Origin of the sequence: Thermoflavimicrobium dichotomicum, from assembly GCF_900114055.1 — a bacterium.
Classification (GTDB): Bacteria; Bacillota; Bacilli; order Thermoactinomycetales; family Thermoactinomycetaceae; genus Thermoflavimicrobium; species Thermoflavimicrobium dichotomicum.
Genome location: NZ_FORR01000004.1, coordinates 91,830 through 118,244 on the forward strand (window position 1 = coordinate 91,830; position 26,415 = coordinate 118,244).

General features: G+C 41.7%; 30 protein-coding genes, 1 other RNA gene and 1 riboswitch. Of the genes, 3 read left to right on the plus strand and 28 right to left on the minus strand.

Annotated elements, in window-relative coordinates; genetic code table 11:
- Positions 1–119 precede the first annotated feature (119 nt).
- From BMZ78_RS06160 to BMZ78_RS06190, 7 genes are all read right to left on the minus strand, one after another.
- Positions 120–791 (minus strand): TerC family protein, encoded by a 672-nt coding sequence (locus BMZ78_RS06160; RefSeq protein ID WP_093228851.1) that lies wholly within the window; start codon positions 789–791, stop codon positions 120–122.
- Between the two features lie 220 nt (positions 792–1,011).
- On the minus strand, positions 1,012–2,661 hold the full coding sequence (locus BMZ78_RS06165; RefSeq protein WP_093228852.1) for a M20/M25/M40 family metallo-hydrolase: 1,650 nt from the start codon (positions 2,659–2,661) through the stop codon (positions 1,012–1,014).
- Between the two features lie 20 nt (positions 2,662–2,681).
- Positions 2,682–3,875: a tRNA uracil 4-sulfurtransferase ThiI gene (gene thiI / locus BMZ78_RS06170; protein ID WP_093228854.1), complete on the minus strand. Its 1,194-nt coding sequence runs from the start codon at positions 3,873–3,875 to the stop codon at positions 2,682–2,684.
- 2 nt (positions 3,876–3,877) lie between these two features.
- Positions 3,878–5,032 (minus strand): cysteine desulfurase family protein, encoded by a 1,155-nt coding sequence (locus tag BMZ78_RS06175; RefSeq protein ID WP_093228855.1) that lies wholly within the window; start codon positions 5,030–5,032, stop codon positions 3,878–3,880.
- Positions 5,033–5,400: 368 nt separating this feature from the next.
- Complete coding sequence (gene msrA, locus BMZ78_RS06180; RefSeq protein WP_093228857.1) at positions 5,401–5,871, minus strand: peptide-methionine (S)-S-oxide reductase MsrA; 471 nt, start codon at positions 5,869–5,871, stop codon at positions 5,401–5,403.
- 21 nt (positions 5,872–5,892) lie between these two features.
- On the minus strand, positions 5,893–6,462 hold the full coding sequence (locus BMZ78_RS06185) for a beta-class carbonic anhydrase (protein WP_093228859.1): 570 nt from the start codon (positions 6,460–6,462) through the stop codon (positions 5,893–5,895).
- A gap of 45 nt (positions 6,463–6,507) precedes the next feature.
- Positions 6,508–7,023 (minus strand): DUF6042 family protein, encoded by a 516-nt coding sequence (locus BMZ78_RS06190; protein ID WP_139203277.1) that lies wholly within the window; start codon positions 7,021–7,023, stop codon positions 6,508–6,510.
- 259 nt (positions 7,024–7,282) lie between these two features.
- Between BMZ78_RS06190 and BMZ78_RS06195 the strand changes: the two genes are divergently transcribed.
- Entirely contained in the window at positions 7,283–7,537 is a 255-nt protein-coding gene (locus tag BMZ78_RS06195; protein ID WP_093228861.1) for a PGPGW domain-containing protein, read from the plus strand.
- A 97-nt stretch (positions 7,538–7,634) separates the two neighbouring features.
- Here the strand turns inward: BMZ78_RS06195 and BMZ78_RS06200 are convergent, their stop codons facing one another.
- The 6 genes from BMZ78_RS06200 to BMZ78_RS06225 form a co-directional block, all read right to left on the minus strand.
- Positions 7,635–8,264 carry an O-methyltransferase gene (locus BMZ78_RS06200; protein WP_093228863.1) on the minus strand — a complete coding sequence of 210 codons (630 nt, stop codon included), beginning with the start codon at positions 8,262–8,264 and terminating at the stop codon, positions 7,635–7,637.
- A 33-nt stretch (positions 8,265–8,297) separates the two neighbouring features.
- Positions 8,298–8,807: a GNAT family N-acetyltransferase gene (locus BMZ78_RS06205; protein ID WP_093228864.1), complete on the minus strand. Its 510-nt coding sequence runs from the start codon at positions 8,805–8,807 to the stop codon at positions 8,298–8,300.
- Positions 8,808–8,871: 64 nt separating this feature from the next.
- Positions 8,872–9,249, minus strand: a complete 378-nt coding sequence (locus BMZ78_RS06210; RefSeq protein ID WP_093228866.1) for a hypothetical protein — start codon at positions 9,247–9,249, stop codon at positions 8,872–8,874.
- An 84-nt stretch (positions 9,250–9,333) separates the two neighbouring features.
- Positions 9,334–9,645, minus strand: a complete 312-nt coding sequence (locus BMZ78_RS06215) for a DivIVA domain-containing protein (protein ID WP_093228867.1) — start codon at positions 9,643–9,645, stop codon at positions 9,334–9,336.
- 416 nt (positions 9,646–10,061) lie between these two features.
- Positions 10,062–10,595 carry a YhcN/YlaJ family sporulation lipoprotein gene (locus tag BMZ78_RS06220; RefSeq protein WP_093228869.1) on the minus strand — a complete coding sequence of 178 codons (534 nt, stop codon included), beginning with the start codon at positions 10,593–10,595 and terminating at the stop codon, positions 10,062–10,064.
- A 167-nt stretch (positions 10,596–10,762) separates the two neighbouring features.
- Positions 10,763–11,440: a zinc metallopeptidase gene (locus BMZ78_RS06225; protein WP_093228870.1), complete on the minus strand. Its 678-nt coding sequence runs from the start codon at positions 11,438–11,440 to the stop codon at positions 10,763–10,765.
- A gap of 134 nt (positions 11,441–11,574) precedes the next feature.
- Here BMZ78_RS06225 and BMZ78_RS06230 point away from each other — a divergent pair, with 134 nt between their 5' ends.
- Positions 11,575–12,822: a cation:proton antiporter gene (locus BMZ78_RS06230; protein WP_245739756.1), complete on the plus strand. Its 1,248-nt coding sequence runs from the start codon at positions 11,575–11,577 to the stop codon at positions 12,820–12,822.
- A gap of 362 nt (positions 12,823–13,184) precedes the next feature.
- Positions 13,185–14,327 carry a putative lipid II flippase FtsW gene (ftsW, locus tag BMZ78_RS06235; RefSeq protein WP_093228872.1) on the plus strand — a complete coding sequence of 381 codons (1,143 nt, stop codon included), beginning with the start codon at positions 13,185–13,187 and terminating at the stop codon, positions 14,325–14,327.
- A gap of 82 nt (positions 14,328–14,409) precedes the next feature.
- Here ftsW and BMZ78_RS06240 read toward each other — a convergent pair whose 3' ends face one another.
- From BMZ78_RS06240 to BMZ78_RS06310, 15 genes are all read right to left on the minus strand, one after another.
- Positions 14,410–15,174: a thiazole synthase gene (locus BMZ78_RS06240; RefSeq protein WP_093228873.1), complete on the minus strand. Its 765-nt coding sequence runs from the start codon at positions 15,172–15,174 to the stop codon at positions 14,410–14,412.
- A gap of 4 nt (positions 15,175–15,178) precedes the next feature.
- A complete protein-coding gene (gene thiS / locus BMZ78_RS06245) occupies positions 15,179–15,382 on the minus strand; it encodes a sulfur carrier protein ThiS (RefSeq protein WP_139203278.1) in 204 nt (67 codons plus the stop codon).
- Positions 15,379–16,503, minus strand: coding sequence for a glycine oxidase ThiO (gene thiO / locus BMZ78_RS06250; RefSeq protein ID WP_093228875.1), 1,125 nt, complete (start codon positions 16,501–16,503; stop codon positions 15,379–15,381). Before thiO ends, thiS begins: the two co-directional genes overlap by 4 nt.
- Positions 16,500–17,087: a thiamine phosphate synthase gene (locus BMZ78_RS06255; RefSeq protein WP_175482330.1), complete on the minus strand. Its 588-nt coding sequence runs from the start codon at positions 17,085–17,087 to the stop codon at positions 16,500–16,502. Before BMZ78_RS06255 ends, thiO begins: the two co-directional genes overlap by 4 nt.
- 70 nt (positions 17,088–17,157) lie before the next feature.
- Positions 17,158–17,267: riboswitch (TPP riboswitch) on the minus strand.
- A gap of 162 nt (positions 17,268–17,429) precedes the next feature.
- Positions 17,430–17,723, minus strand: a complete 294-nt coding sequence (locus tag BMZ78_RS06260; RefSeq protein ID WP_175482331.1) for a 2Fe-2S iron-sulfur cluster-binding protein — start codon at positions 17,721–17,723, stop codon at positions 17,430–17,432.
- 23 nt (positions 17,724–17,746) lie between these two features.
- Positions 17,747–18,355, minus strand: a complete 609-nt coding sequence (locus BMZ78_RS06265; protein ID WP_093228878.1) for a DedA family protein — start codon at positions 18,353–18,355, stop codon at positions 17,747–17,749.
- A gap of 126 nt (positions 18,356–18,481) precedes the next feature.
- The gene (locus BMZ78_RS06270; RefSeq protein WP_245739762.1) at positions 18,482–19,207 is read right to left on the minus strand and encodes an isochorismatase family protein; all 726 of its coding nucleotides are present in this window, start codon (positions 19,205–19,207) and stop codon (positions 18,482–18,484) included.
- 115 nt (positions 19,208–19,322) lie between these two features.
- Complete coding sequence (locus BMZ78_RS06275) at positions 19,323–19,595, minus strand: hypothetical protein (protein WP_093228881.1); 273 nt, start codon at positions 19,593–19,595, stop codon at positions 19,323–19,325.
- 157 nt (positions 19,596–19,752) lie between these two features.
- An RNA gene (gene rnpB / locus BMZ78_RS06280) (RNase P RNA component class A) lies at positions 19,753–20,173 on the minus strand.
- Between the two features lie 62 nt (positions 20,174–20,235).
- Complete coding sequence (locus BMZ78_RS06285; protein WP_093228882.1) at positions 20,236–21,342, minus strand: Nif3-like dinuclear metal center hexameric protein; 1,107 nt, start codon at positions 21,340–21,342, stop codon at positions 20,236–20,238.
- Positions 21,315–22,049 (minus strand): tRNA (adenine(22)-N(1))-methyltransferase, encoded by a 735-nt coding sequence (locus tag BMZ78_RS06290; protein ID WP_093228884.1) that lies wholly within the window; start codon positions 22,047–22,049, stop codon positions 21,315–21,317. Before BMZ78_RS06290 ends, BMZ78_RS06285 begins: the two co-directional genes overlap by 28 nt.
- A gap of 208 nt (positions 22,050–22,257) precedes the next feature.
- The gene (locus BMZ78_RS06295; RefSeq protein ID WP_093228885.1) at positions 22,258–23,685 is read right to left on the minus strand and encodes a M1 family metallopeptidase; all 1,428 of its coding nucleotides are present in this window, start codon (positions 23,683–23,685) and stop codon (positions 22,258–22,260) included.
- A 257-nt stretch (positions 23,686–23,942) separates the two neighbouring features.
- Positions 23,943–24,365, minus strand: coding sequence for a GNAT family N-acetyltransferase (locus tag BMZ78_RS06300; protein ID WP_093228887.1), 423 nt, complete (start codon positions 24,363–24,365; stop codon positions 23,943–23,945).
- A gap of 14 nt (positions 24,366–24,379) precedes the next feature.
- A complete protein-coding gene (hppD, locus tag BMZ78_RS06305) occupies positions 24,380–25,489 on the minus strand; it encodes a 4-hydroxyphenylpyruvate dioxygenase (protein ID WP_093228888.1) in 1,110 nt (369 codons plus the stop codon).
- Positions 25,490–25,562: 73 nt separating this feature from the next.
- A complete protein-coding gene (locus BMZ78_RS06310; RefSeq protein WP_093228890.1) occupies positions 25,563–26,177 on the minus strand; it encodes a GNAT family N-acetyltransferase in 615 nt (204 codons plus the stop codon).
- Positions 26,178–26,415 lie beyond the last annotated feature (238 nt).

Genomic DNA, 26,415 nt, shown 5'->3' on the forward strand with positions numbered 1-26,415 from the left:
AAGCAGATACTCAGCATAAAAAAAAGCTTCTCAAATGAGAAGCAAAACCGGTTTTTGAACATTAGAATGTGGTTCTTTCTTTTTTAAAAGTGCTGCGTTCTAACAATCATCTCTTATTTTTATACTGTTTTTTGACTGGCCTGGATCTTCCTTCTCCAGATGGCTCCAATGACAACAACCAATATGGCCAGTGCAAATGGAATGACTTTCTCAATCAAATCATTTTCAATCCAATTGGCAACCAAACGATCACCCATAATTAAATCACCAGCGGTATAGCCTAAAATGGCTGAACCCAGATAAACAATCCATGGAAACTTGTCCATAATCGATGCAATCAGTTTACTGCCCCACATAATAATCGGAATGCTGAGTCCTAATCCAAACAGAACCAAGAAAATGCTACCATGTGCAGCACCAGCAACCGCCAACACATTATCCAAACTCATAACGACATCAGCAATAATAATGGTTTTAATCGCACTTCGCATATTGTTCCCGATCGAAACATTGGTATCATTTTCTTCCTCAATTAACAATTTCACAGCGATCCATAGCAGGAGAAGCCCTCCAACTGTCATCAGAAATGGGATATTGAGCAAATAGGCCGCGATTGCGGTAAGAGCCGCCCTTAAAATGATTGCCGCGGCTGTTCCGATCACGATCGCTTTCTTGCGTTGCTCTACAGGTAAGGAACGAGCAGCCATCCCAATCACTACAGCATTATCTCCACTCAAAATCAAGTCCAAAACGATGATATTAAAGAATCCAATCCAAAATTCCGCATTCATTTGGTTTCTGCTACATACATAGACAAAAAGCCAAATCGTTCTATCTTTCCTGACTGCTTGCCTATGTTCAGTAAAGCTGTAGCAGTTTTCTCCCCCCTTTTTTAGTCAATTCATCCACTCGTTTCTATTCGTCATGAAAAATATTAATCCATATCAGCATGAATCGAGAGTATTTAGCCAATGGCGTTATCAACTGGTACAAGCCATAGCTATATAAAATCTATGACTGAAATAGATGTTGAATGACTCGATAAGTAAGATTGGGAGCAATCTGCATAGAATAATAAATCTCCACCCGTTCCCATGGTTTATGCGCATCTTTACCATAGGGGCCAATATTTATCACTGGAACATCCAGCTTACGAATTTCTTCCATATCAAAAGGGTGCTTTAAACCCCATGCAGGCATATTTTTCTCAAAGGATTGAACTTGTTGTTCGCTATCACTGATCGCCACAAAGCTCATATCTGAGATATAAGGAAAAAACTTGCGAATCTGCAGTGGTTGATTGTATTCATTTTTCAAATCTTGCACCGCTTTTTTCACTGCCTGAATCAATCGGGCTCCACGCTCTTCTTCTTCACTCAGTACCACACGCGGAATGTAGTAAGAAGAGTAGAACAGAATGATTGCTGGTTCATTATCGCCTCCCCACTTCCATAATTCTTCTACGATTCGCCGTGAATAATCACGCAAATCCAGAGATTCATCATTTAATAAATTCATTGCGAAATGGAGCATTTTCCTTTCAAAATCAGGATATTTTTTCCTACATTTATTATAAAATTCTTCATAAGTATATACACGAGGTTTTAATTGGATGGGCTGATAAGGTTGACCGCTCAATTCACAAAAGGCACGATAACGAGATTGATATTTGGAAATCGCCACCTCAAAAGCCGTCATTGCAACCTTGCGTAAACGTTCCAATACTTCTTGCGGAGACCAACTATGAACAAAGAAGTTATAATAAGCAAATGCAGCTCCTGGTGTTTGCACATCATATTGTTGTTTTAAATCGGTCTGCTTTAGCGAAACAGGAGGAAGTGTAACTTCACCAAACATTTCATCACAGCATTCTGGATTATAATCAAGACGATGAGTTAACTCGGATAATAGCAAATTCGGATCAAATCCTTCAAATGCTTGTCCAACATGCGTTTCTTTTCCAACAACAAAGAAAGATGGTAATAATTTCCCCACTGTTCCCAAATAGATATATCTGGAAGGATCCCCATCATAGCGTGGAGAGGTGTAATCTTGATTAATGGCTGCGATATAACGCAGCTTTTCTTTTTTACTCAAGTAGTTGATTTCTTTTAAAGCAGATAAAATTCCTCGAGAGTTATTTTCTTCATCACAAGTGGCAACAAAAAGGATATTTCCCTGGAGATTTCGATAATGCTCCGCAAAATATCGAATCAGTGCAATATTTATGGCAACTCCGCTCTTCATATCCAATACACCACGGCCTGGAAGCCAATTTCCGGTTGCCAGATCGGCTTGAACCGAAGCTGGGATCTTTTCTTTTTTCCATTCAGCCAACAGTTCATCAGGTGAAAAGGCAAGTCGCTTCCATTTTCCGTAATCTTCCACACCCACTGTATCGATATGCCCCATCAAGATGACCGTATCTTCTTTGGAACAATCCGCTCCCTTAATGAGTGCGAGTACATTGTAGCGTTCACGATCATCTTGAATGGTTGGAACCAGCTTTAAGTAAGAAGGATGCTCCTGGAAGTACGGAATTTTTTCCAGCATTTCATAGATATGATAAGCAATATTCCGCTCCCCAATCGTCCCCACTATACTCGGATATTGAACAAGTTCTTTCGTTATTTGATACACTTCCTCTTGAAAATGAATCATCACGTCTTTTCCTCTCCCTATTAAAAATAGGAAAATTCATCCGTTTCCTCCGCGGATAACTCAATCACTTCCGTCCCTTCAACGGCTTCCTGAATCAGTCGCTCCAAATCAAGTCTGGCTTCCAGTTTTTCAGCCACCTCTTGATCCGGTTTCGTTTTTGGTGCTTTTGGCAAAAAGATCGTACAACAATCTTCATAAGGCAAAATCGATGTCTCATAGGTTCCAATCTGTTTGGCAATCGTCATAATCTCCTGTTTATCCATACTGATAACAGGACGTAAAATCGGCATATGGGTGACTGCGTTGATGGTTTGCATGCTTTCCAAGGTCTGGCTGGCAACTTGGCCCAGACTTTCACCTGTAACCAAGGCCAAAGCCTGATTCTTTTTGGCGAGAGCTTCAGCAATCCGTAACATCATACGCCTCATAATCGTAATCGTGTAAGATTCATAACAATGTTTATTAATCTCGGTTTGAATTTCAGTAAATGGAACAACATGCAGACGTATATTTCCACCAAAACGCGTTAAAATCCGGGCTAAATCTATCACTTTCTGTTTGGCCCGCTCACTTGTAAATGGATAGCTGTGAAAATGAATGGCCTGGAGTTCCACTCCACGTTTTAAGGCTAAATAACCAGCAACCGGACTGTCAATTCCCCCAGACAAAAGTAACATGACTCGCCCACTGGAACCAACCGGCAAGCCACCTAATCCTGGGATATCATTTCCATAAACATATGAGGCCTTCGAACGCACTTCTACATGAACCGTTAAATCCGGATGGTGTACATCTACTTGAATGGGTTGGGCGTTAGCCAAAATATAGCCACCAATTCGATGGTTTAGCTCCAGTGAAGGAATGGGAAATTGCTTGTTCGCCCGTTTACTATTCACTTTAAATGTTTGGATGCCATTCGTGTTTTTTACCAACTGCAATGCCGCTTTTTGAATCGACTCCAATTTCGATTCGACACGAATGGCAGGACTAAATCCAACCAGACCAAACACTTCTTTTAGTTTATCCATGACAGGAGCACTGGGCTCTCCATTCAGTTCAACAAACATACGACCATGTTCTTTGGTTATACGCACATTTGGAAACTCTTTCAGCTTTTGCTGAATATTACGGATTAACCTTCCTTCAAATTCTGCTTTATTTTTTCCTTTTAGAGATAGTTCACCATAACGTAGCAAAATCAAATGAAATTCCATCTTTACCGCACCTTCACCACTTGTTGTAATTTTGGAACGACACGGATCAGCGCTTCCGCACACTGCTCGATTTCTTCCTTGGTTGTATCATATCCCATACTAATTCGTATCGAAGAAAGAGCCTCCTGATCCGTTCTTCCCATCGCCTTTAACACACGGCTAGGGGTTTCCAGTTTGGAAGAACAGGCAGATTTACTGGAAACAAATACCCCTTCTTCTTCCAAAGCATGAACCAGTACTTCTGATTTTAATCCTGGAAATGAGAGGCTGATGATATAGGGAGCAGTGCCTTCGCCTGTTACATCACCATTGACAAGAACAGGCTGAAGTTTGCTGGTAATATGATCCAAAAATGATTCCTTCCACTCCTGGCACCTCGCAAGAAAGTTTGTTTGTTGTTCTGTAAGCACGACAGCTTTAGCCATGCCAGCAATTCCCGGAACATGGTGTGTTCCCGAACGAAAGCCCCGTTCTTGCCCTCCACCTACCAATAGAGGTGTAATTTCTACATTTTTTCGGATATATAAGGCTCCAATCCCTTTTGGTCCATGAAACTTGTGGGCAGAAACCGACAAAAGGTCGATTCCAGCCTGTTTGGGTTTCAAAGGGATTTTGGCAAATGATTGAACAGCATCGACATGAAATAGAATTTTGGGATATTTCGCCAATCGCTGTCCAATTTCATGGATGGGTTGGATCGTGCCCACTTCATTGTTTACATGCATAATCGAAACCAGAACAGTCTCGTCAGTCAAGGCCTTTTCGACTGCGTCTGGTGAAACACGCCCCCATGAATCAACAGGTAAATAGGTCACTTTCCATCCTTTTTCTTCTAATTGTTTCATGACTTCAAAAACGGAAGGATGTTCTACGCTTGTGGTAATCAGATGGCGACCGCGACTTTGCAGTTGATCCGCAACTCCTTTAATCGCGAGATTGTTTGCCTCTGTTCCCCCTGAAGTAAAAAGAATCTCGGATGGATGGCAATCCAGTTTTTTGGCAATGACCCTACGCGCCTGTTCCACCAAACGCTCGGCTTTGACTCCCAATCCATGTAAAGAAGAAGGATTCCCATATATATTGTTCATGACATCCGTCATTACTGAAATCACATCAGGATGTGTTTTCGTTGTTGCACTATTGTCCAAATAAATCAATGAGTTTGCTCCTTTCTACGGCAACTCACACTGCCAACATCATACCATAATCCTCCAAGTTTGATAATCCAATAAAAAAGTGGATAAACCAATCCCTTACTTTGATTTTGTTGACAAAGTCTCCATTTGAACGGGATTCCTTTTACATTTCACTTTTGCTCAACAAAAAAGAGCAAAAGTCGCTCATCTGAAAAAGAATCCTTCGTTTGCCAATATATGCAAGGCAGATCAACCAAACAACTACTTTTTTAGTATATCCAAACGCATTCATTTTTGGGAGCAATTCCAGACGGGATCACATCGATCAAGTATTTCATTGACCTGCATGTTAGAAAGAAAAACCACCCCAAACGGAGTGGCAATATCCCTTACAAATGGCAAGAACCCAATCCTCTCTTTTGCAAATAGCGCTGATGGTATTCTTCCGCTCGATAAAATGTCTTGGCGGGTACAATTTCTGTTACAATTGGATCTTTAAATATTCCTGAACGGTCCAATTTCTCTTTTGACGCTTCCGCTTTCTCTTTCTGTTCGGGCGTATGATAAAAAATCACGGAACGGTATTGTGTTCCGATATCCAAACCTTGTCGATTTAACGTCGTGGGATTGTGACAATTCCAAAATACTTCCAACAGCTGATCATAACTTATTTTCTCTGGGTCATACTCGACTTGAACCACTTCTGCATGCCCAGTCTGATCCGTACAAACTTCTTCATAGGTAGGGTTCTCTGTATGTCCTCCCATATACCCCACAACGGTATTGATTACACCTGGAACGTTCCGAAAAGTCTCTTCTACTCCCCAAAAGCAACCTGCACCAAAAGTGGCTAGAGCCATTCAAACATACCTCCTTCTTTTTCATTCTTCATCCTGCTGATCTTCATGAATCAAGGCAAGCTCCCCTGTATGCGGATCAATGGTCAATCCATGGACCAACACACCCGGTGGCAATAATGGATGGTTCTTGATCAACTGAACCGTTTCCAATACCCCCTGCTCAACTCCTTCACAACCATTAAGCCAATGATCCACGTCAATGCCCGCATGCCGTAAAGTATGAACTTTCTCCGTAGGTAAACCTTTGTTTTTCAACTGCTCGATCACCTGGTTCCCTTTGAGTCCGATCATTCCGCAATCCAAATGACCAATCACATAAACTTCTTCGGCTTTCAACATCGTCAAGGCCACCAATACACTGCGCATCGTACTGTCAAAAGGATGTGAAATCAAAGCCCCTGCTGTTTTTATAATTTTTGCATCGCCATTTTTCAGATTGAGCGCTCGTGGCAGAAGCTCTACCAAACGTGTATCCATACACGTAACAATGACCATTTTTTTATCTGGAAATTTTGTGGTAACCAAAGGTTCATATTCTTTATTTTTGACAAACTGTCGATTAAAATTCAATATCTCTTTTAGTCTGTCCATGAAGCATTCCTCCATGTAACTAACTTTTTCTATTGAATCTATGTGTTATAACTCAGATAATTGCTGCATGTGTTGATTCAATCGGTACTTTTCTAACTTTTTGCGTTCATCGGGAGTCAATTTTAGCATGTCTTCCGGATGTGGAAACGGTTCGAGTACGACATCCAGATATATGGCTTCATCCATTTTGACTTCCTGAACAATCTTCAGTTGAATTAAAAGCTCAATCCATTCATCAATGGTTTTGGGATAAGCATATCCTGATCTTTCTAAAATTTTACAAATTTTACGCTCTTGTCGCGCAATATTGAGATAGGCCTGTTTCTCCTCTTCTGATTTGCAAACAAAAGGCAATGTAAAATCAAAAGGAGACAAAGAAAGCTCCTTTTCCTCCATCTTCATCCATTCCAATATTTCTTCCTTGGTATACCCCTGCAGGATATATGTCATGACACTCAGTAAAATCGAAATCGTTCCTTTGGGTAGAAAAAGATTCCATCCATTTTGCAAAAAGTCTGGCGGGAGCGTAACCTTCCCTTCATCCCAGCTTTGACTTAACAATTTCGGCTCCTCCATGCCCCTTTATTCCCTCCGGCTAAACCCCATGATGCAAAGCAACAAACTTTTAAAACTGGATTTTTATATTTATCCCTTTATTATACATAATAACATTTTTATTTAATAAATAGTAAGAAGTATTTATTGAAGTGAATGAAAAAATACTAATTCTCTTTCTGCAAAATTAAGATCCTGTTCATTGATTTATTCCGACACATCAAGCTATACTAAACGAGAAATCAAATGGATCAGGAGTTGTTTTATGAAGCAATCCACATGGAAAAGGTTAGGTATGGCTATTTTAGGATGGGGGTTTATCATTCTTGGAGTAATCGGAGGTTTTATCCCGATCCTGCAAGGCTGGATTTTTATTCTGATTGGCTTGTATTTCCTGTCTTTTAGCTCGCCAACGGCCAAACGCTTGCTCGAAAAATTGCGTGCCCGTTTTCCCAAAGTGGCGGAGAAAGCAGATGAGTTTGTCAACCGTTGGAAGAAGAAACCCAATTCAAGCGAATAGTTCACCTGCTCAAACAAACATGATGGTAGGGAAAACATACCTTCTTTTACCCTACCATTTTTAATTTTAAATTTTTTGATTATCCATGTCCATGTGTTTATTTCACTCTAGCCAATCCAACTCCATCGCCAATCGTTAACAAAATGGATTCCAGGCGTGGGTCATTTGCCAGCATTTGATTCACCTTTCGTAAGGCATTCGGGGCAGGATTATCGTCTGATGGATCGAGCACTCGCCCACCAAAGAGCAAATTGTCCAAGGTGATGATCGCACCTGGTTGTGCCAGTTCAATCGCTTTTTCCAGATAATAAACATAATTGGGTTTATCTGCATCAATAAAAAAGAAATCGAATTTCTCTCCTTCAACTTTAAGCGACTCCAACAATTCTTTTGCATCTCCTACGCGAAATTCCGCTTTGTCTCCCAGTCCGGCCTTCTGCACATTTTCCAGTGCAAAATCGGCATGTTCCTGTTTCAACTCCAGAGAGATCAGCTTGCCATCCGCAGGAAGTGCTTTCGCTAGCCAGATCGAGCTGTAACCACCCAGCGCCCCAATCTCCAGGATTTTTTTTGCCCCCACGATTTTTGCCAATAAATAAAGCGTTTGTCCAACTTCAGGCGGAACGGAAATTTGCGGCATTCCTCTTTCCGCCAATCCTTGCTCAATGGAGCGTTGTACCTCATCTTCTTTTACAAATAAAGAGCGAATGTATTCTACTTCCTTCATGCTTCTTCCCCCTTTTTTTGCCTGCACCAGTCCTCATACAAAAGCCCATATGATGACCCGGTCTTGATAGCCGTTACTTGTCCAAAACGCTTGACGCAAAACACCTTCCTGAACAAAGCCACATTTTTTGTATGTATGAATGGCACGTTCATTCCCTTTAAAAGTATCTAATTGAATGCGGTGCAGATTATAACTTTGAAATAGGAAATCAGTAAATTTTCGGAGAGCTTGCGTCCCATATCCCTTTCCCCAATATTCTTTTGCCAGGCACATGCCAATCGTGACCGAACGCGCAACCCGGTCAAAATCTCTAAAAGTCACCATGCCTATGGAATGAGGTTCTGTATATCCATCTTCTACCTCTATGATAAACCATCGACGGCGATCTGTGGATCGTTGATTGATAATAATTTCCTCAATTTCTTTTCGTGTGAGCAAAGTATCTCCATGTTTTCCGCTTCCCCAAAAGGCAATTTCCGGATCGTTGCGCAAATAGTAAATAAAATCGACATCCTTTATATCCACTGCACGTATATTCAGCATGCTATTTCCCCTCTCCTATAGATCAAAGCTCCCATTAAAGGGAGCTTTGCTGATCCGGATGAATCTAAAATATAATGCGAAATGGCAGGGCGATGGTCATGATGATCAAGGATAAAAGTCCTATCCCCACCGCCCACCAACCAAACGTACTTCCTCTGCGAATGGCAATTCCACCAATAATAATTCCTGCGGGTGCCAAAATAAACGGCCATAAGAAAAAAGAAATAATGGATATAATTAATCCCGTAATGCCCAGGGCTCGACCATTATCTTCTTTTACTCCTACATCCTGATCCTTGCGATCATTTACCATATCTCTCGACAGTGGCGCACCATAAGATGTTGCAAACTCTACATCATCTTTATCTGCATCCAAGCGTCCTGCAACATCGCTCTCGTGCTTTGCCTTTTGATCTGCTGGTTTTCTAATTTCTTTATCCATTGTCCTTCCCTCCATTGTCCGGATCTAGGAATAGTATTTGTAACCGGCAGGGAAGATCATACACCCATAGATACCCAGCAAGATCTAACGGGCATATAAACCTATTCTTCTCTCAATTTGTTCAATTCTCAGCAATATATCACGAATGATTTGGTCGTACTGACTCAGATCTCTTGCCATCACCTGATAGGAACCTGTTTCATGAATAACAGGATTTTGTTCTTTCTCCATTTCCAATTTCTTGACTTGCTCTTTTAAACGTTTATTTTCTTCCAAAACTTCTTCATAGTTGCTAATAATTAAATCCAGAAATTCATTGACTTCATTAACATCATACCCACGTATGGCATGTTTGAACTCCTTGTTATAGATATCCATGGGGGTCAAACGTCTCATGATGTCACTCCCTAAAAACTTATATCTAAGACACCATTTTGACCACTCCCCATGCGTAAACGCAGGGGATTCTTGGGAACTCCCATCTACTGACAGGATATTGACCAAGCTCAACCCGCCAGTCCAGCGGTGAAAAGTTGTTTTTTCAAACCAGACCTGTTGCCTGGTTTTCGCTTTTCAGCCTGGTGAAAGTGCAACTTGCTTTAATGACACCATGATACCAAAAAATTGTCGGACTTGCGAGAGGGTTAACCCCCTTCCTCTTTCGAACGCTCTCTCTCATCCCCACAACTAAAGCTGGGGTTTTCTCGCTCGCAAGGATATATATTTCGCTAAATATCATCAGGTTTTATTGAAACCACACAAAAAAAGCCGTTGACTTTCATTTCAAATTCAACGGCTCTAGAGACATTGATTTATTTTGCTTCAGGGAACGTCCGATTGACTAAATCAGTCAAGCGATTGATCAAGCCTTGAACGGGACGGCCTGCTCGAATCTCATCAGCGTATTGATCCAATTGTTTGGCAAAGTCAGGATTTGCCGAAACATATACACGCTTGATTCCTGGTTCTACATCGCGTGCCCGATCAGCAATCTTTTTCTTTAAGTTATCAGTTAACTTTGCATTCCCTACACGTTGATTCAGCGCTACTGCTACATAGGCACGATTCCCCATAATAACCGCAGAAGCTGAACGTATCTCCCTAAGTCCAGTAACCGCATGAACGATCCGATCTGCTGCACGAACCTGATAGGACCGCGTCGGAGTTGGAGACGTTCTCGTCCTGGTATCATTCACATATTTGGATGGAATTTCCTTTGTAGGATAATCTACCCGAGTCGGTGCTGGTCTTGTTTCTTCTGCTCCTTTTCGGTCTGTCTGCATCGCACAACCAATAGAACCAAACAAGAATGTGATCATAACGATTCCTTGAAGAAGCCAGCGCATAGAAACCCTCCTTATATATATGGATTTACAGATAGTATTCAAACATCATATTAGAAATATGTATAAAACCACATAAGGAGGAAATTGCCATGGAATCGTTACTTGATGCAAAAAATTGTTACAAGTCTCCTCATTGTCAACAAGCTTAGAAAATCCTGAAATGATCTCTAATCCTCATCTCCTCTTCCAAGCAGGAAGGAAGCATAATATAACAGTTGACCCAAGGCAACCACTGCGCTCCCTACATAGGTCAGTGCAGCAGCATTTAATACACGGTCCACTCCTCTCTTTTCGCCCTCAGTAATCCAGCCTTGTTGAAGAAGAATTTTTTTTGCTCTTGCGCTTGCATTAAACTCCACAGGTAATGTCACCAAATGGAACAGTACAACTCCTGCAAACAAAATGACACCTAACAATACCAGATTCATCGCCTTCAATACAAACCCCATCATCAAAAGCCATGGGGCAATGCCTGAAGTAATATTGAGGATCGGAACCATTCGATGGCGAAAAACCAAAGCACCATATGCTTCTTTATGTTGCAGTGCATGCCCGCATTCGTGAGCGGCAACCGATACAGATGCGATGGAATCAGATCGATAGACAGGTTCGGAAAGGCGCACAGCGCGAACCGTTGGGTCATAATGATCCGTTAATACTCCAGGTACCATTTCAACGGGTACATCATAAAGTCCATTCCGATCTAAAATTTCCCTCGCTACCACGCTACCTGTTAAACCCGAGTGAGTGGGAATATTGGACCAACGACTAAAGCTCGATTTGACTCGAAATTGTGCCCATAGAGATAAACCTACACCGATCAATGAAATAATTAACCAAATCATTTTCCCTTCTCCTAAACCGTATTTTTAAAGCCGTCTGTTTATATTTTGCTGTAGGTTTTTATTAATCTATTCATCTTTTTGTTATAATAAATGAGTGTGTCAAGCCACATCATATCGAAAAAGGTGGTGAGGGTATGCTATTGGGGAAGGATATTCCTTTTATAGCAAAAAAAATGAACTTTTTTGAAAAACTGATCGACTGGGATACTGTCAAATCCTTTCATTTTTTATATGAGCTTGTACTTATCTGGTTTTTTGTCAAAATTGCAGGACATCTGAGTAAAAAAATAGGTCAACCTTCTGTAATGGGAGAATTGTTAGCCGGTGTAATTTTAGGACCTGCCATGCTCGGCTGGTTGCATCCGACCCCTCTTATTAAAGAATTGGCGGAAATTGGTGTCATTTTATTAATGTTTTTGGCGGGACTTGAAACAGATATCAAAGAATTTATGAAGTCTGCCTTTGCCTCTACTTCTGTGGCAATTTGCGGTATCATTCTTCCATTTATTGGTGGATGGGTTAGTGGTTTATGGTTTGGTTTTGACATGCCCACCTCCATTTTTATCGGTACCTTATTAGTTGCGACCAGCGTAAGCATTTCCGTTCAAACCCTCCGTGAACTTGGAAAACTCCAGTCCAAAGAAGGGGTAACCATTCTGGGCGCTGCCGTTTTGGATGATATCCTGGGAATTATCATCCTCTCTCTTGTGATCGGTTTTACTGCTGGATCTGGAGGCAGTGCGGCATCCGATCTAATCTTTTTGTTTGTGAAAATCATCTTGTTCTTTATCCTCGTGTATTTGGTTGGAAAAAAAATCCTTCCCTGGGTTTTCCGTAACATCGCTCACCTTATGACAACAGAAGTGGTACTTACATTTGGTCTAATCACAGCACTCGGATTTGCTTTTCTGGCAGAAATGATGGGACTCGCTGGAATTGTCGGCTCCTACTTTGCCGGATTGATGTTAAGTTTAACCCCTCAGCGTGAAGAACTGTTTGAAAAAGTAGAAACGGTTTCCTTTTCTTTTTTTGTCCCCATCTTCTTCGCAAGCATTGGTCTCATTGCGAATATTGAAGAGGTCAATATGACCGTATTGATTCATATTGTCACTCTAACGATCGTTGCCGTATTCACCAAATTAATTGGAGGGGCGATTGGTGCAAAAATAGCCAAATTTAATAACCGAAGCTCCATGGGGATTGGTGCTGGCATGATCGCTCGTGGAGAGGTCGGTCTGATTGTCGCAAGTATTGGCCTCTCTAAGGGATTGATCAACAATGAGCTGTTTACAGCAACCATCGTCATTGTTTTAGTCACTACTTTGGTTACTCCTCCACTCCTAAAAATCTTTTTTACAGAAAAAAAAAGCTTCTCCAGATAAAAAACAATCCACTAAGACCATTATCATGAAAAATAAATAGGGAGTTGGTTTTAAACCAATTCCCTAAAAAAATTCCTATATATGATTTGAGCTCTCAACGAAGAGCCCTTTCACCTTACTTTCCTCTTTATCTTCTGCAGTAATTTTCAAAAAACATATATTATTATCATAATTTCAAATCCATATCTACACATACTCCTACCTATGTGACAAAATTTGCGCAAATAAACAGGAAAAAATAAATAAAAAGAGAATCACCCATACATAATTGTATAAATCGGTTAGGAGTTGGAAACCATAAACCATTGGGTATGTTATGATAAGTTACAAATGAGTGAATTTGTGTAGATTGGAGTTTGCTTATGAAACAAGAACAACTAAAACGTGAAAAACCAGATTACTGGCTAATCCTTGTTACTTTTCTATTGTTAGGCTTTGGCTTAGTGATGGTATTTAGTGCAAGTTATTATAAAGGCTTACTGGACTATCATGATTCCTATTATTTTATTAAAAAACAATTGGCATTTGGTTTAGTTGGTCTTGTTTTATTTTTCATTATTTCCAATATCCATTATTCAATCTATAAAAAATGGGTTGGATTCCTTTTAATTCTCTCTATTCTCCTGCTAATTCTGGTTCTTATCCTTGGTGACGAAACCAATGGTGCGAAACGTTGGCTGGAGTTTCAATCTGTTTCTTTTCAACCGTCTGAATTCGTCAAACTGACGATGATCATTTATACAGCGTCCATCATGGTTAAAAAACAACCTGTGATTCATCAGTTCAAAAGAGCCATTGCTCCGCCGCTTGTTGTCATTGGAATCATTTGTTCGCTACTGGTTCTTGAACCACATTTCAGTGCTACTGTTATCATTCTCTTTACTTCCCTTGTGATTATTTTCTGTGCCGGTGCAAGGCTGAAGCATTTGTTTTTGCTCTTTCTGTCTGGTGTTCCCGTATTGCTTGTCACTCTCTATATGAGCGATTATCGGGTCAAACGACTCGTAACTGTATTTAATCCGTTCAGTGACCCGCAAGGAAGTGGATATCAAACCATTTACTCACTCTATGCGATTGGTCCAGGTGGTATAACAGGGGCGGGTTTGGGTAACAGCATTCAAAAAATGGCCTATCTTCCTGAAGCACACAACGATTTTATTTTTTCGATCGTAGCCGAAGAGTTAGGTTTTATTGGTGGAGCCTCTTTGATCTGTTTATTCATTATCTTCATCATTCGAGGTATTCGCATTTCTTTACAAGCCCCCGATCAATTTGGCACTTTACTTGGCATTGGTATCGTTACATTATTGGGTGTAGAAACCATCTTCAATCTCGGTGTGGTTACTGCTCTTTTACCTGTAACGGGTATTTCCTTGCCTTTTATTAGCTATGGTGGAACGTCGTTGGTTCTGAAGTTAATGGCTATGGGCATTTTACTCAATATTTCCCGTTATCGTAAGGTGAAAAGCACAAAGACCAAACAAGTTAGAGCGATCCAAACATAAAAAACAACCTTAGCCTAAAAAAACAGGCTAAGGTTGTTTTTCACGATGATCTATCCATTCCACCCATCACAAATTCATTTTATTATTTTACCATTCCCTCTAATGGGCTACTGGCACTTGCATAACGTTTTTTAGGAATTCGTCCCGCCTCAAAGCCCAGACGTCCAGCAATCACAGCCCATTTCATGGCTTCCGCCATTTTTACCGGATCTTTCGCTCCAGAAACTGCGGTGTTTAACAGAACACCATCCGCTCCCAGTTCCATAGCTTGAACGACATCCTGCGGGGAGCCAATACCTGCATCAATAATGACGGGAACAGGCGATTCTTCAATAATGATTTCCAAATATCTTGGGTTGAGCAATCCTAATCCGGAGCCAATCGGTGCTCCACCTGGCATGATTGCATGAGCTCCAGCTTCTACAAGTTCACGAGCGATGACTGGATCATCCGAAGTGTAAGGCAAAACCGTAAATCCTTCCTCTACCAGGATCTTGGTCGCTTCAATCGTAGCGATCGGATCTGGTAGGAGTGTTTTGGTATCGGCAATCACTTCTACCTTGATCATATCGCATAAGTTGGAGGCTCTGGCCAAACGGGCAATACGAACAGCCTCTTCCACCGTTGTTGCCCCTGCCGTATTGGGTAACAGCGTATAACGATTCAAATCCAGATTCTCCAGGAAATTGGGTTGATCCGGATTTTCCAAATTCATTCGTCGAACGGCAAATGTCAGTACTTCTGTTCCTGAAGCTTCAACCGCTTGCTTTTGCACTTCCAATGAAGAAAATTTCCCTGTTCCCAAAAACAACCGCGATTGAAACTGATACTTACCAATTTGAAGCATCTCTTTAACCCCCTCCAACAAAGTGGACAATTTCGACTACATCACCATGAGATAACGAAGTATGTGGGTAATCCTCTTTTTGCAAAATCATTCGATTGTGTTCAATGACAAATACCCGCTGCTTAATCTGCAACTGTTTGACGAGTTGCTCAATGGTCTTTACTTCTGGTGGTACTTGATACTCTTTTCCGTTGAGTTGAATAATCATCCAATGACCTCCTTTCCGATCCAGATGCGCTCAGGACGAAAAGCAGGATCAAACGTTACTGAACCATCCACAATCATTTGTGCCATCCGTTTTCCTGTAATGGGAGCAAGCAAAATACCGTTACGACGATGTCCACAGGCGACATACAAATTGGAATATAGCGAAATTTTTCCCAAATATGGTTTTCCATCATTGGTTCCCGGACGAATCCCGGCCCAACAGCGTTTCCATTCACTTTGTGCCAGTTCAGGTACCAACTCCAGCGCAGCTTGAAGCAAAGTATTGACTCCCTTGACGGTTACATGTGAGCTCATTTCATCAGGAATTTCTGTGGCTCCAACAATAATCTGCCCATCCGCTTTTGGTACAAGATAGCAACGCTCGGCAAAAATCGTATGTTGAATCAGCGGATACGAAGGCTTAATCGCCAAGGATTCCCCTTTTAGTGGCTTCATCGGTAAAGGTACTCGGCATAATTCTGCTATGTATTGACTCCAAATCCCTGCAGCAATCACAACCTGATCCGCATGATAACGTTCTGTCCTGGTATGAACAGCTACAACCTGCTCTTTTTCACATTGAACTTCAATCACTTCGGCATGTTCAATGAATTCTGCCCCAAATTGTTTAGCTCCCTGCGCAAAAGCTCGGGTTAATTTTGGAGCTGAAACCTGATAGTCGTTTGGCAAATACAGGGCACCCAAACTACGTGAAGCGAGCTTCGGTTCTTTGTCATAAAGTTCATAAGGTTCAAACCATATGGCTTCCAGCCCCATCTCTCTTTGCCATTTTCCCCGCCACTTCAGACGTTCAGCTGTCTCTTCATGGGTCGCCACTTTTAACAGGCCCGCCTGATTCAATTCAATATCAATGCCTGTTACTTCAACCAACTCTTTTTGCAGCTGTGGAAACATGGAACGGCTTGCCAGACATAAATCAACCAATGGATCAGGCTGTTCCATTTCTGATTGGGCACCAAGCATACCAGCTGCAGAGGACGAAGCATGTGCAGCAATACGATCACGTTCCAACACTGTTACTTTTACACCTTGTTTTGCCAGATAATAGGCAATGGAACTTCCAATCACTCCTCCACCAATGATGAGGACATCCCTGTTCATCCTGCCCCTCTCCTTTTCAGCTCTTGCACCACCATCTGTGATTCACCTTTTCCGAGTGCAGAGATTACCGCTACGCCGGCACAACCTGTTTCCATCACTTTTTGCACATTTTCGTGATGAATGCCACCTACCGCAATAACAGGTATTCGCACGGCTTGTACAACTTGTGTCAATGCTTCCAAACCCCTTGGTTTAAGCCCCTGCTTGGACGGAGTAGAAAAAATATGACCAAACATAATATAATCGGCACCTTCACGCTCCGCTCGGATCGCACTCTCTACGGAATGAACGGAACGCCCCCAGCGAAATCCGTCATCTGGCTGATTCGATACAAGCGCGGATTCCGGTAAATGAACTCCACCACACCCAAGTTGTCTAGCCACTTCTGTATGGCTATTCACCAAGAGTTTGTATGGGGGAACCGTTTTCGTATCCAATAAGACTTTGCCGATCTCCCATACTTCCATTTCTGTTTTTTCTTTGAATCGCAAATGAAAAAAGTCTACCCAAGGTTCGACTTGAGACCATATTGAAAGAAGATCTTCCACTCTTTGTTCGGGATGAGAGATCACATGCAATTCCAAATGTGCTTCCCCACCTTTACTACAAAAAAAGCCCGATATCCACGGGGATATCGGGCATACTTCTCGCACGCTCATTCGATCCCCACATTCCTTACGCTGGTACCAACCAGATCAAGTTCAAAGGGTTGGAACAACACCATGTTCCTCTCAGCACCTCGAGGTGCACCCCCAGTGGTGTAAAGCTATGAAGTTTTCTTATACTTTCATTTTATCAACAGTTTTTTCTATTCGTCAATAACATCAGGACTTCCCAAAAAATTCCGCATTTCCATCTCTAAAATATCGGTATCTTCATACTATGGAGAGTGCTAATACTGTCAGAGTGTACAGGCAGAAGAAAGCTCATGAACTTTCTATATCCACTTTTACATTTCCAAATACATCCGTTTGGCAAGCCAAGCGATATCCTTGTTCAATCTGACCTGGATCCATTTTTTGTACTTCAGCCGTAGTGATTCCACTTGTTTGTTCCAAACCTTCTGTGATACGAACCAGACATTTTCCACAATTTCCTCTGGTACAACGAAAAGGAATAGGAATAGAACGCTGTACAGCTTCCAACAACAGGTTGCTTCCCACTTGCACTTCGATGACATGTTCTTCACCTGAACGAAAACGAATGCAAATGGTTACCATAGACATTCACATCCTGATCTCATTTATGTTCGGTTCAATGTCTTTTTCCGCCTCCAAATATACAAGCCAATGACAAGAATGAAGATCGGAGCAGCAATCATCAAAGCGATCATTCCATATTGGTGAAACAGTTTAAATGCCTGTTGCCATTTGTCACCGAGTAAGTTTCCCAAACTAATGAAAGTCGTGCACCAAACAGCTGCTCCTGTATAGGCAAACAGCGCAAATTGATAATAAGGAAGCTGGGAAATTCCCGCAATATATGCGGTCACATGCCGAACACCTGGAATAAAATAACCGATAAACAAAAGCCAACTGCCATATTTTCGAAACATCCGTTGGGTGATTTTCAGACGCCGGCGAGTGATAAAAATTTTTTCTCCATATTTTTTTAAAAAGGGATAACCCAATCGGATTCCTAATACATAGCTAACTGTAATTCCAACTACAGAACCCGAAAATGCACTGAGAAAAGTGAGAAAAAGGTCCAGCTTGCCAATGGATGTCATATATCCTAAAAAGGTCATCATAATCTCATCCGGCAAAGGTAGACCAACAATTCCCAATACTAAAAAAAGAAAAATGCCTATATAACCGTATTGGAGTAATGTTTCTATCAAAGATTCTCCCATTATCTACCCTCGTTTTTTCAACCAAATCTTGTTAGCACTTATGCTTTAAAATCACTCGATTCGAATTTTAACACAAAACAGCTGAACTGGCGAGAGGTTTCACATTCCAGGATCCAAAATATTCCTTTATGCATGCGTGATCGAAGAGACCACTTCAATCCCGTTTAACTTCATATGATATAAAAAGACGAGATCCATAAAATCACCATCATGGGCTAAAGCCTTTAATTGCTTTGCCTGCTCCACACTCAGATCATATGTTCTTACATGTTCTTTTGAAACAACCACATGAACGGGTGCATTTTTTTCATTAGCCAACAAACGAATGCCCATTGCATTTTGATAAATACATAAATCGGTACAATCACCTACGACGATAAAAACGCTTTCTCCCTTGTCAAACGTTTCTTCCAACCAGGCATGAAACGTTTGACCTTGATCATTAACACCGAACAAACCGTTGGTTGCGTTTTTCTTAAAGGTTTGAACCCCTTTTAACTCCTGAATCGGCTTCAGGACGTCAACGACTTCGGCTTCAGCCGTTCCCCGGATGCAATGCGGAGCAAACGCCGCAAACTCAACAGCATTGGCCGGATGATCATCATTTAAAAAAACAATATTTTTGCTTGGCATCCCTTCATTTAATAACTGATCAGCCAGTTCAGCAACAGGTGCAACCATTTCATTCACTCGCTTGCTGGATAAGGGTCCTGTTTCACAAAAGCCTTTAATAATATCGACGAAAACGAGATACACTCGATTTGCTCCATTTACTCTCTGAACCAAATCCCGGATCGAAACAGAAGGGAACTGATCCACTGTTTCTTTTATATATGAAAGAAAAGTTGTCATTTTATCCAAATAAAACATCCTCCTTATTATCAAATTTCTGCCATATTAGCATTCTATCATAAAGGAGGCATAAAACGTAGAACTCTCCGATTCAGAAAGCTTTGGTGGAACAAGCTTAAGTAATCTCGATTGAAAAGTTATCAGAGGCATCCGCAATGGCTAAAATATTCTCTAATCCATTAATCACTTGTTGGTAATAATTTCGTGCTTCATCCATGTGGCCCATTTGCACCAATTCTTCATATGCTTGATAGCTTTCTTGCAACAACTGAAAGTGATATTGAAACTGATCCTCTGACAAAAAGGGCGGGCGCTCATCGCCTTCTTCATTGTAAAACATTTTATATCGTTCCAAATAAGCATCATAGGATGAAAAATCTTGAATCATCATCATTCAACCTTTACTTTTTTATCTCTATCTTTTCTTACTGGGCAAGAATCTATGCAAAGATGTTAAAAAACCCTTCTTCATCCCCAATAAAAAATGGCATCCAGCGATAGTTGGATGCCATTTTTTATTGGGGATCACGATCTTCGCAAGCCAAAGGGAAAGCAAACAATAAGCCGAGTTCTGTACTCCGAGTGGTCCAAACGACGGCTTGCTCGTCTTCCACCCATTGGAGTGGCAATCATCTATCTAGGCCATATATTGCTATATGGCTCCAGCGACCTACCCGAGATCACTGCGGGCCACAGCTGCACAAGCGAACTTGTGCCGATCTCCTACTAGGTCTTGCTCCAGGTGGGGTTTACCTAGCCAGCATGTCTCCATGCTGCTGGTGCGCTCTTACCGCACCGTTGCACCCTTGCCTGTGAGGAAGAATCCTCCATCGGCGGTCTACATTTCTGTGGCACTAGCCTTAGGGTCGCCCCCACCGGCCGTTAGCCGGCACCCTGCCCTATGGAGCTCGGACTTTCCTCCCGTGGGCCCTTGCGGTACCCACCGGCGATTGCCTAGTTTACTTTCCCTATCAGCGGAAGACCATTTTATCAAAAACATAACCATTTATGCAAGTGCCAATCATTGCTTATACAAAGGAGAATGGATTGGTATCGATCTGCGAAGCATAAACAGGTACTTTTTCTCCCCATTTTTCTTTCAATACCTGACATATACGCTCAACAACCAAATGCTCCACATGATGTCCCGGATCAATCAGACACATCCCTGCTGCCAATGCATCTTGTGCTGTATGAAAATCGATATCTCCCGTAATATACACATCGGCTCCTTTTCGCTTGGCATCCATAAAATAACGTGCTCCAGAGCCGCCCAATATCGCTACTTTTTCGACCAACTTATTCGGATCTCCAACCATCCGTAATCCTGAAATCCGGTATACCCGCTTCACTTTTTCTGCCAGCTCTTTAAGAGTCATCGATTGTTTTAAACGGCCAATTTTTCCATATCCCCACTCAGCTCCGTTTAAATCCAAAGGATAAATATCATAGGCGACTTCTTCATAGGGATGAGCTTGCAGCATCGCTCGAACCACTTGATGTTGGTTCCGTTCAGTAATAATGGTTTCCAAACGGATTTCCTCAACCTTTTCCAATTCCCCTTGCTTTCCTATAAAAGGATTGCTCCCTTCCTGCGGGAGAAAAGTACCGATCCCTTGAACATTAAACGTACAATGACTATAATTTCCAATCCATCCTGCACCTGCTTCCCCCATCGCCTGAAGTACTTTTTCATGATGATCCATCGGCACAAAGACAACCAGTTTTTTCAGTTTTTCCGTTCCCTCTGTGACCAACACCCTTGTCTCTTCCAGCTGCAGTTTCTCAGCGAGCACATCATTCACACCGCCTTCAGTTGCATCCAGATTGGTGTGGGCAATAAATACCTGCAAATCATGTTTCATTAACTTGGCCATCAATCGGCCAGCAGGAAGATCGGTCCGAAGATGAGTCAGGGGATGAAAAATAACGGCATGATGGGCAACAATCCAGTTCGCTCCTTTTTGGATGGCCTCATCCACTACCGCTTCTGTCACATCGAGTGTCACCAAAATTCCTTTTACCTCGGCATCCGGATTTCCGACTTGTAAACCAATACGATCTTTCGCCCACGCATATTTCGGTGAAGCGTAATCATCCATCACCCTTATGAGTTCACGTCCGCTGATAGACATGTTTTCACCCTTTCCCAACTGAGATATTCTTTTTCCATTTCCAATTGTTTTCGCTTCGCCTGTTCTGTTTTTCCACTCGCCAGTTGTTCCAGAATTCTCTTTCTACTTAGCCATTCTTCTGTACATTTTCGCTTCAATAATGGATGCTTTTTTCGCCACAAAATCGGTCCAACTGCCAACAGTTCCTGTTTGGTTAATTGGTCATCGTCGTATTGCCCTGGCAGATCTCCTGGTTCGGCAACAATAATTTCATACAAAATGCCAGCCTCTTCGACGAGCGTTTCATCCACCAAATGCCACTGATTCTCGTATAACCACTTACGCACACGATGTCCACCGACATTGGGCTGCAAAATCAACCGTTTCACACCGTCTAACTTACTTTTCCCCGCTTCCAGGATTTCGGTCATCAAGGTACCGCCCATTCCAGCCAGTACAATGACATCCACTTCACCCAGTTCAAGCACAGATAATCCATCCCCCATCCTGGCATCAATGATCGAGGTATAGCCCATGCGTTGGATTTGTCGACGAGCATTTTCAAACGGACCTTTGTTCAATTCCCCTACAATTCCTTTATGTAATCTTCCCTGTTCCGCTACATATAGAAGAAGAAAGGCATGATCTGCCCCAATATCTGCGACTTTTGCATGATCTGGAATATAGGAAGCCACTTCTCGCAATCGTTTGGATAGCTCCAGCTTCATCTTATTGTCCGCCTTTCTCTCAAGCTTGACAAGTTTATTATATCGAAAAGCCTATGGAATGAAAAAGAAAAGAGAGCGGATGTCGCTCTCTCTGCTTGTTGACAATGTTTTCGTTATATGCCGGTTTTCCTTTTCCGTTTCACACCCGTTTCTTAAAAGCGAGCAAAAGCCATTTTACTGGAAAAGGAAAACAATCCTGCCAGAAAGCTTATGTCACACTTTTCCCCTTAAAATACAACCATTTCTCAAAGAAGGGGGTTAAATCTTTCTTCGTCACCTCATTGGCTGTACGGATAAAATCCTGGGTTGTCGCTGTATGGAAACGATACTGCTGATAATAGGTACGTAAAATCTCAACCACTTTCTCTTCGCCTACTTGTTCGATGAGATCGTACATCATCGCTGCCGGACGAATATACACCATCATTCCGTAGATCGATTCAGGATAATGATAGAGTGATTCGGCTGAAGAAATTCCTACAGCCTGATGGATTTCATCGGTTCGTTTGGCTGCCCGTTTCAGTAATTCCCGCTCATCTTCTTTCATCATCTTCTGCATATAGAAAAACTCCGAGAAAGTGGTTAACCCCTCGTCTAACCACGGCTCCTTGACCTGGTCATTTCCCACCACTCCATACCACCATTGGTGTGCCAATTCATGTACGACCACATTGACAGCCGGTTTTTCCCCATTATCTGTAGGAATCAGCGGAATGGATGTGACCAAGCCGGGATATTCCATCCCTGCAATGCCATATCCCGTTTCTCCTAACACCACATCGATTTCCTCATAGGGATAAGGACCAAATTTTTCGCTGTAAAATTTCATCCCAGATACAGCGGCATCATGTAATTCCTTCACTACCTCTTCCATCCCTTTTAAATACCAAAGATTCACTTCCACATTCCCTTGTTTGCCGCGGACAACCTGATAATCTTTCGTGATCACAGCGGCAAAATCCCGGACATTCTTCTGTTTTAACACTACAGGAGAGCGATATTTTGTATTGGAATCCTTGGCTGTTGAGATTACGTGATATCCATGAGGTAAACGGAAGGTAATCTCAAAATCAGACATTTGACTGTAGAAGGGATCACCTGTAGTAGTATATGGATCTGTATGCCATCCTTCCTGATCTTTAACGGCCAGCATGGGATACCACTGAGCCAGAAAAGCAGTATGTTTAAACGTATTTAAACGGGTTCCACCACGAGGCAATTCCAGGCGGAAATCCATCTCCACTTTTACGGTTTGTCCTTTCGAAACGGGCTTTGGCAATGGGACTTTCATGATCGTATCTTTCACCGACTCTTTGACTGAAGTACCATTTGCTCTCACATCACTCACTTGAATGTTCCCTGGTTTCGTGGGTTTGGATTCATCTCCATACTTCCACTTTTGAAACACATTGGGGTAAAGATGAAAATAGATCTCTTTTAATGAATCCGTTGAAGTTACAGGCAAAGTCAATACCATATGCCCTGTTACCAGATCCTGATTGGGATGATAAGTCACATCCATTTGATACAATGGATGATTTTTGGCTTCGCTCGCTTGTGTATGTATAGGCAAAAAAGAAAAAAATAGCATGAAAGCAAATATCCTTATCATCACGAAACGTAAATGTCCAACCATAAATAATTTCCTCCTGTATCTTAATTATTTTCCGTCTTTATTAGAATGACCAATGGCGAGAAAAATATTTGAAAGATATGACATGAAGGGGGTCCCCTTCTCAGCAATGAAACAATAAAAGTGCTAGCAATCACTGCTAGCACAAGATTATCCATGAAACATGGATACATTTCTCCAGCGCTTCTGGATGGGTTCCTTCCTGCATGACGACTTCTGTACCATCACAGTCACTCCGTAAGGAACCCATCCCTCTGCTTTTATTCAATATAACCTTGTTTTCGTTGGACTTCAGGATGCGGATACAAACCCATGGCTGTCTTCAAGCGTGCAAAACCCAATTTCTCGTAAAAAGCTTCCTTACCTGGAACCGCTTGCAGCCAAACATATTTCGCCTGATTTCGTTCCAGTAAATATTGCATGATCTGCGTCCCTATTCCCATTTTTTGATAGGTTGGATACACCACAACATCAAAGATTATCGTATAGTACACCCCATCGGAAATCGCCCGACCTGCACCAATCAGCTGTCCATTGTCATCAAAGACAAAACAACGGATGGCACTTTGCCGAAAGGCCTGCTGCAATTCTTTTACCTGCCGAGGTCCCAATGTCAATCGATAAAGAGCAGCCAATTCCCTCCATCGAGCAAGGTCTTCTCCTAAATCAGACAGGAAATGCATATGCTGGTCTCCTCTTACAGGTTTCCTCTGCGCGCTTGCTCACGTTCAATCGCTTCAAACAATGCTTTAAAGTTCCCTTCCCCAAAGCCTCTAGAGCCTTTACGTTGAATAATTTCAAAGAAAAGGGTCGGACGGTCGACAACCGGTTGGGTGAAAATTTGCAATAAATAACCTTCATCATCACGATCAACCAAAATATTTAATCGGCGAATATCTTCCAGGTTTTCATCGATCTTACCAACTCGATCTGTCAATACCTCATAATACGTTTCTGGAGCTTTAAGGAAAGGTACTCCATTTTCTTTCAAAGCTGAAACCGTTTTCACAATATCGTTTGTCAGTAATGCTACATGCTGAACACCTGCTCCGCAATAAAACTCCAAATATTCCTGAATTTGCGATTTCCTTTTTCCTTCAGCCGGTTCATTGATCGGGAACTTAATGCGTCCACCATTGTGCATGACTTTCGACATCAAGGCAGAATACTCGGTACTGATATCTTCATCATCGAAATGAATCATCTGTTTAAAGCCCATCACTTTTTCATAGTAAGAAACCCATTCCTCCATGCGTTCTACATTCCCTACCACATGATCAACTGCTACCAAACCCGTGTCCTTACTTGGGATCTCTAATTCACAAGGAATAAATCCAGGTGCAAACAGTCCTTGATAATCTTTTCTCTCAACCAGTGTATGAACGGTATCACCATAAGTACCGATAACTGCTTTTTTAATCACACCAAATTCGTCTTTTTCTTCATAAGGTTCCTTAATAATAATGGCTCCCCGACTTTTCGCCTCGTTAAACGCTTTTTCCACATCAGGCACACGAAGAGCAATATCTTTAATTCCATCCCCATGCTTTTTCACAAATTCAGTCATTTCATGTTCAGGCGAATAAGCTCCACTAATCACGAAACGAATCTTTCCTTGTTCAACAACATAGGAAACTCTCTCACGATTTCCCGATTCCAATCCGCTGTAAGCAACAGGGCGAAAACCAAAGGTTTGGCAAAGGAAATAACATGCCTGTTTCGCATTACTTGTGTACCATTCCAGATAATCAATGTCTTGAATCGGAAAAAAATCTTCTTGAACTTGAAACGTTTTATCTTTTTTCATATAGAAACTCCCCCTAATTGCATTAATTTTATCTATCTTCAGATTATCGTTGCAAAAAAAAAGGCGCAAGCATCTACTGTGATGCGCTGACACGTTGACGTGATGACTGAAAACGAAAATCATCCGGAGTCATCGCATACACACATGTATTCTCCAATCGATCATCGACTGCCAAACGATGATTGCGCAAAACTCCTTCGAGACGATACCCCAACCTCTCGGCTACTTTTCGACTTCGTATATTTCGTTCATCACAACGGATCTCTACCCGCTTCGCTCCTAAGATTTCAAAAGCAAAGACTGTCAATCCACGAACAGCTTCTGTAATATAGCCTTTGCCTGATTCACTGACCCGGCACCAATACCCAATTTCAAATTTAGGAATATTCCAGTCGATCTGGTGTAAACCACTACTACCAATAAATCGCTTCGTCTTTTTCTCAAACAGATGGAAGCGCAAATCAACCCGTTCCAAAAAATGACAATGAGCCTGTCTTACATTTATTTCTGTCTCTTCAATGGTTGGAGGATTTTGCGCCCATAACATCCACGGCTTTAAATGGTCCAATGACTCATGAATGGCTTCATTCACATACACACCATCACCAGGTAAAGGTAAACGGATCAATAGCCTTTCTGTTTCAAATTGATGAGGGAAATCCCGTAAAATAGGCGGGAAGGTATCCATATGTCGATTCTCCATTTCTTTTTTCATCTATATTTAAATTAAATTGTACAAAAACTACCCTGTTTAGAAAACAATCACTGTTATATAATTATATTTCAATTTCCAATTTATTACAGAAAAATGTCCTATATTCATTGCTCTTCCAAATCAGAAATCAATAAGGCTACTGGATTATCCAGTAGCCTTCATTTATTGGCAAAGATTTTCTTATTGGCATCAGCATTTCTTCTCCGATTCT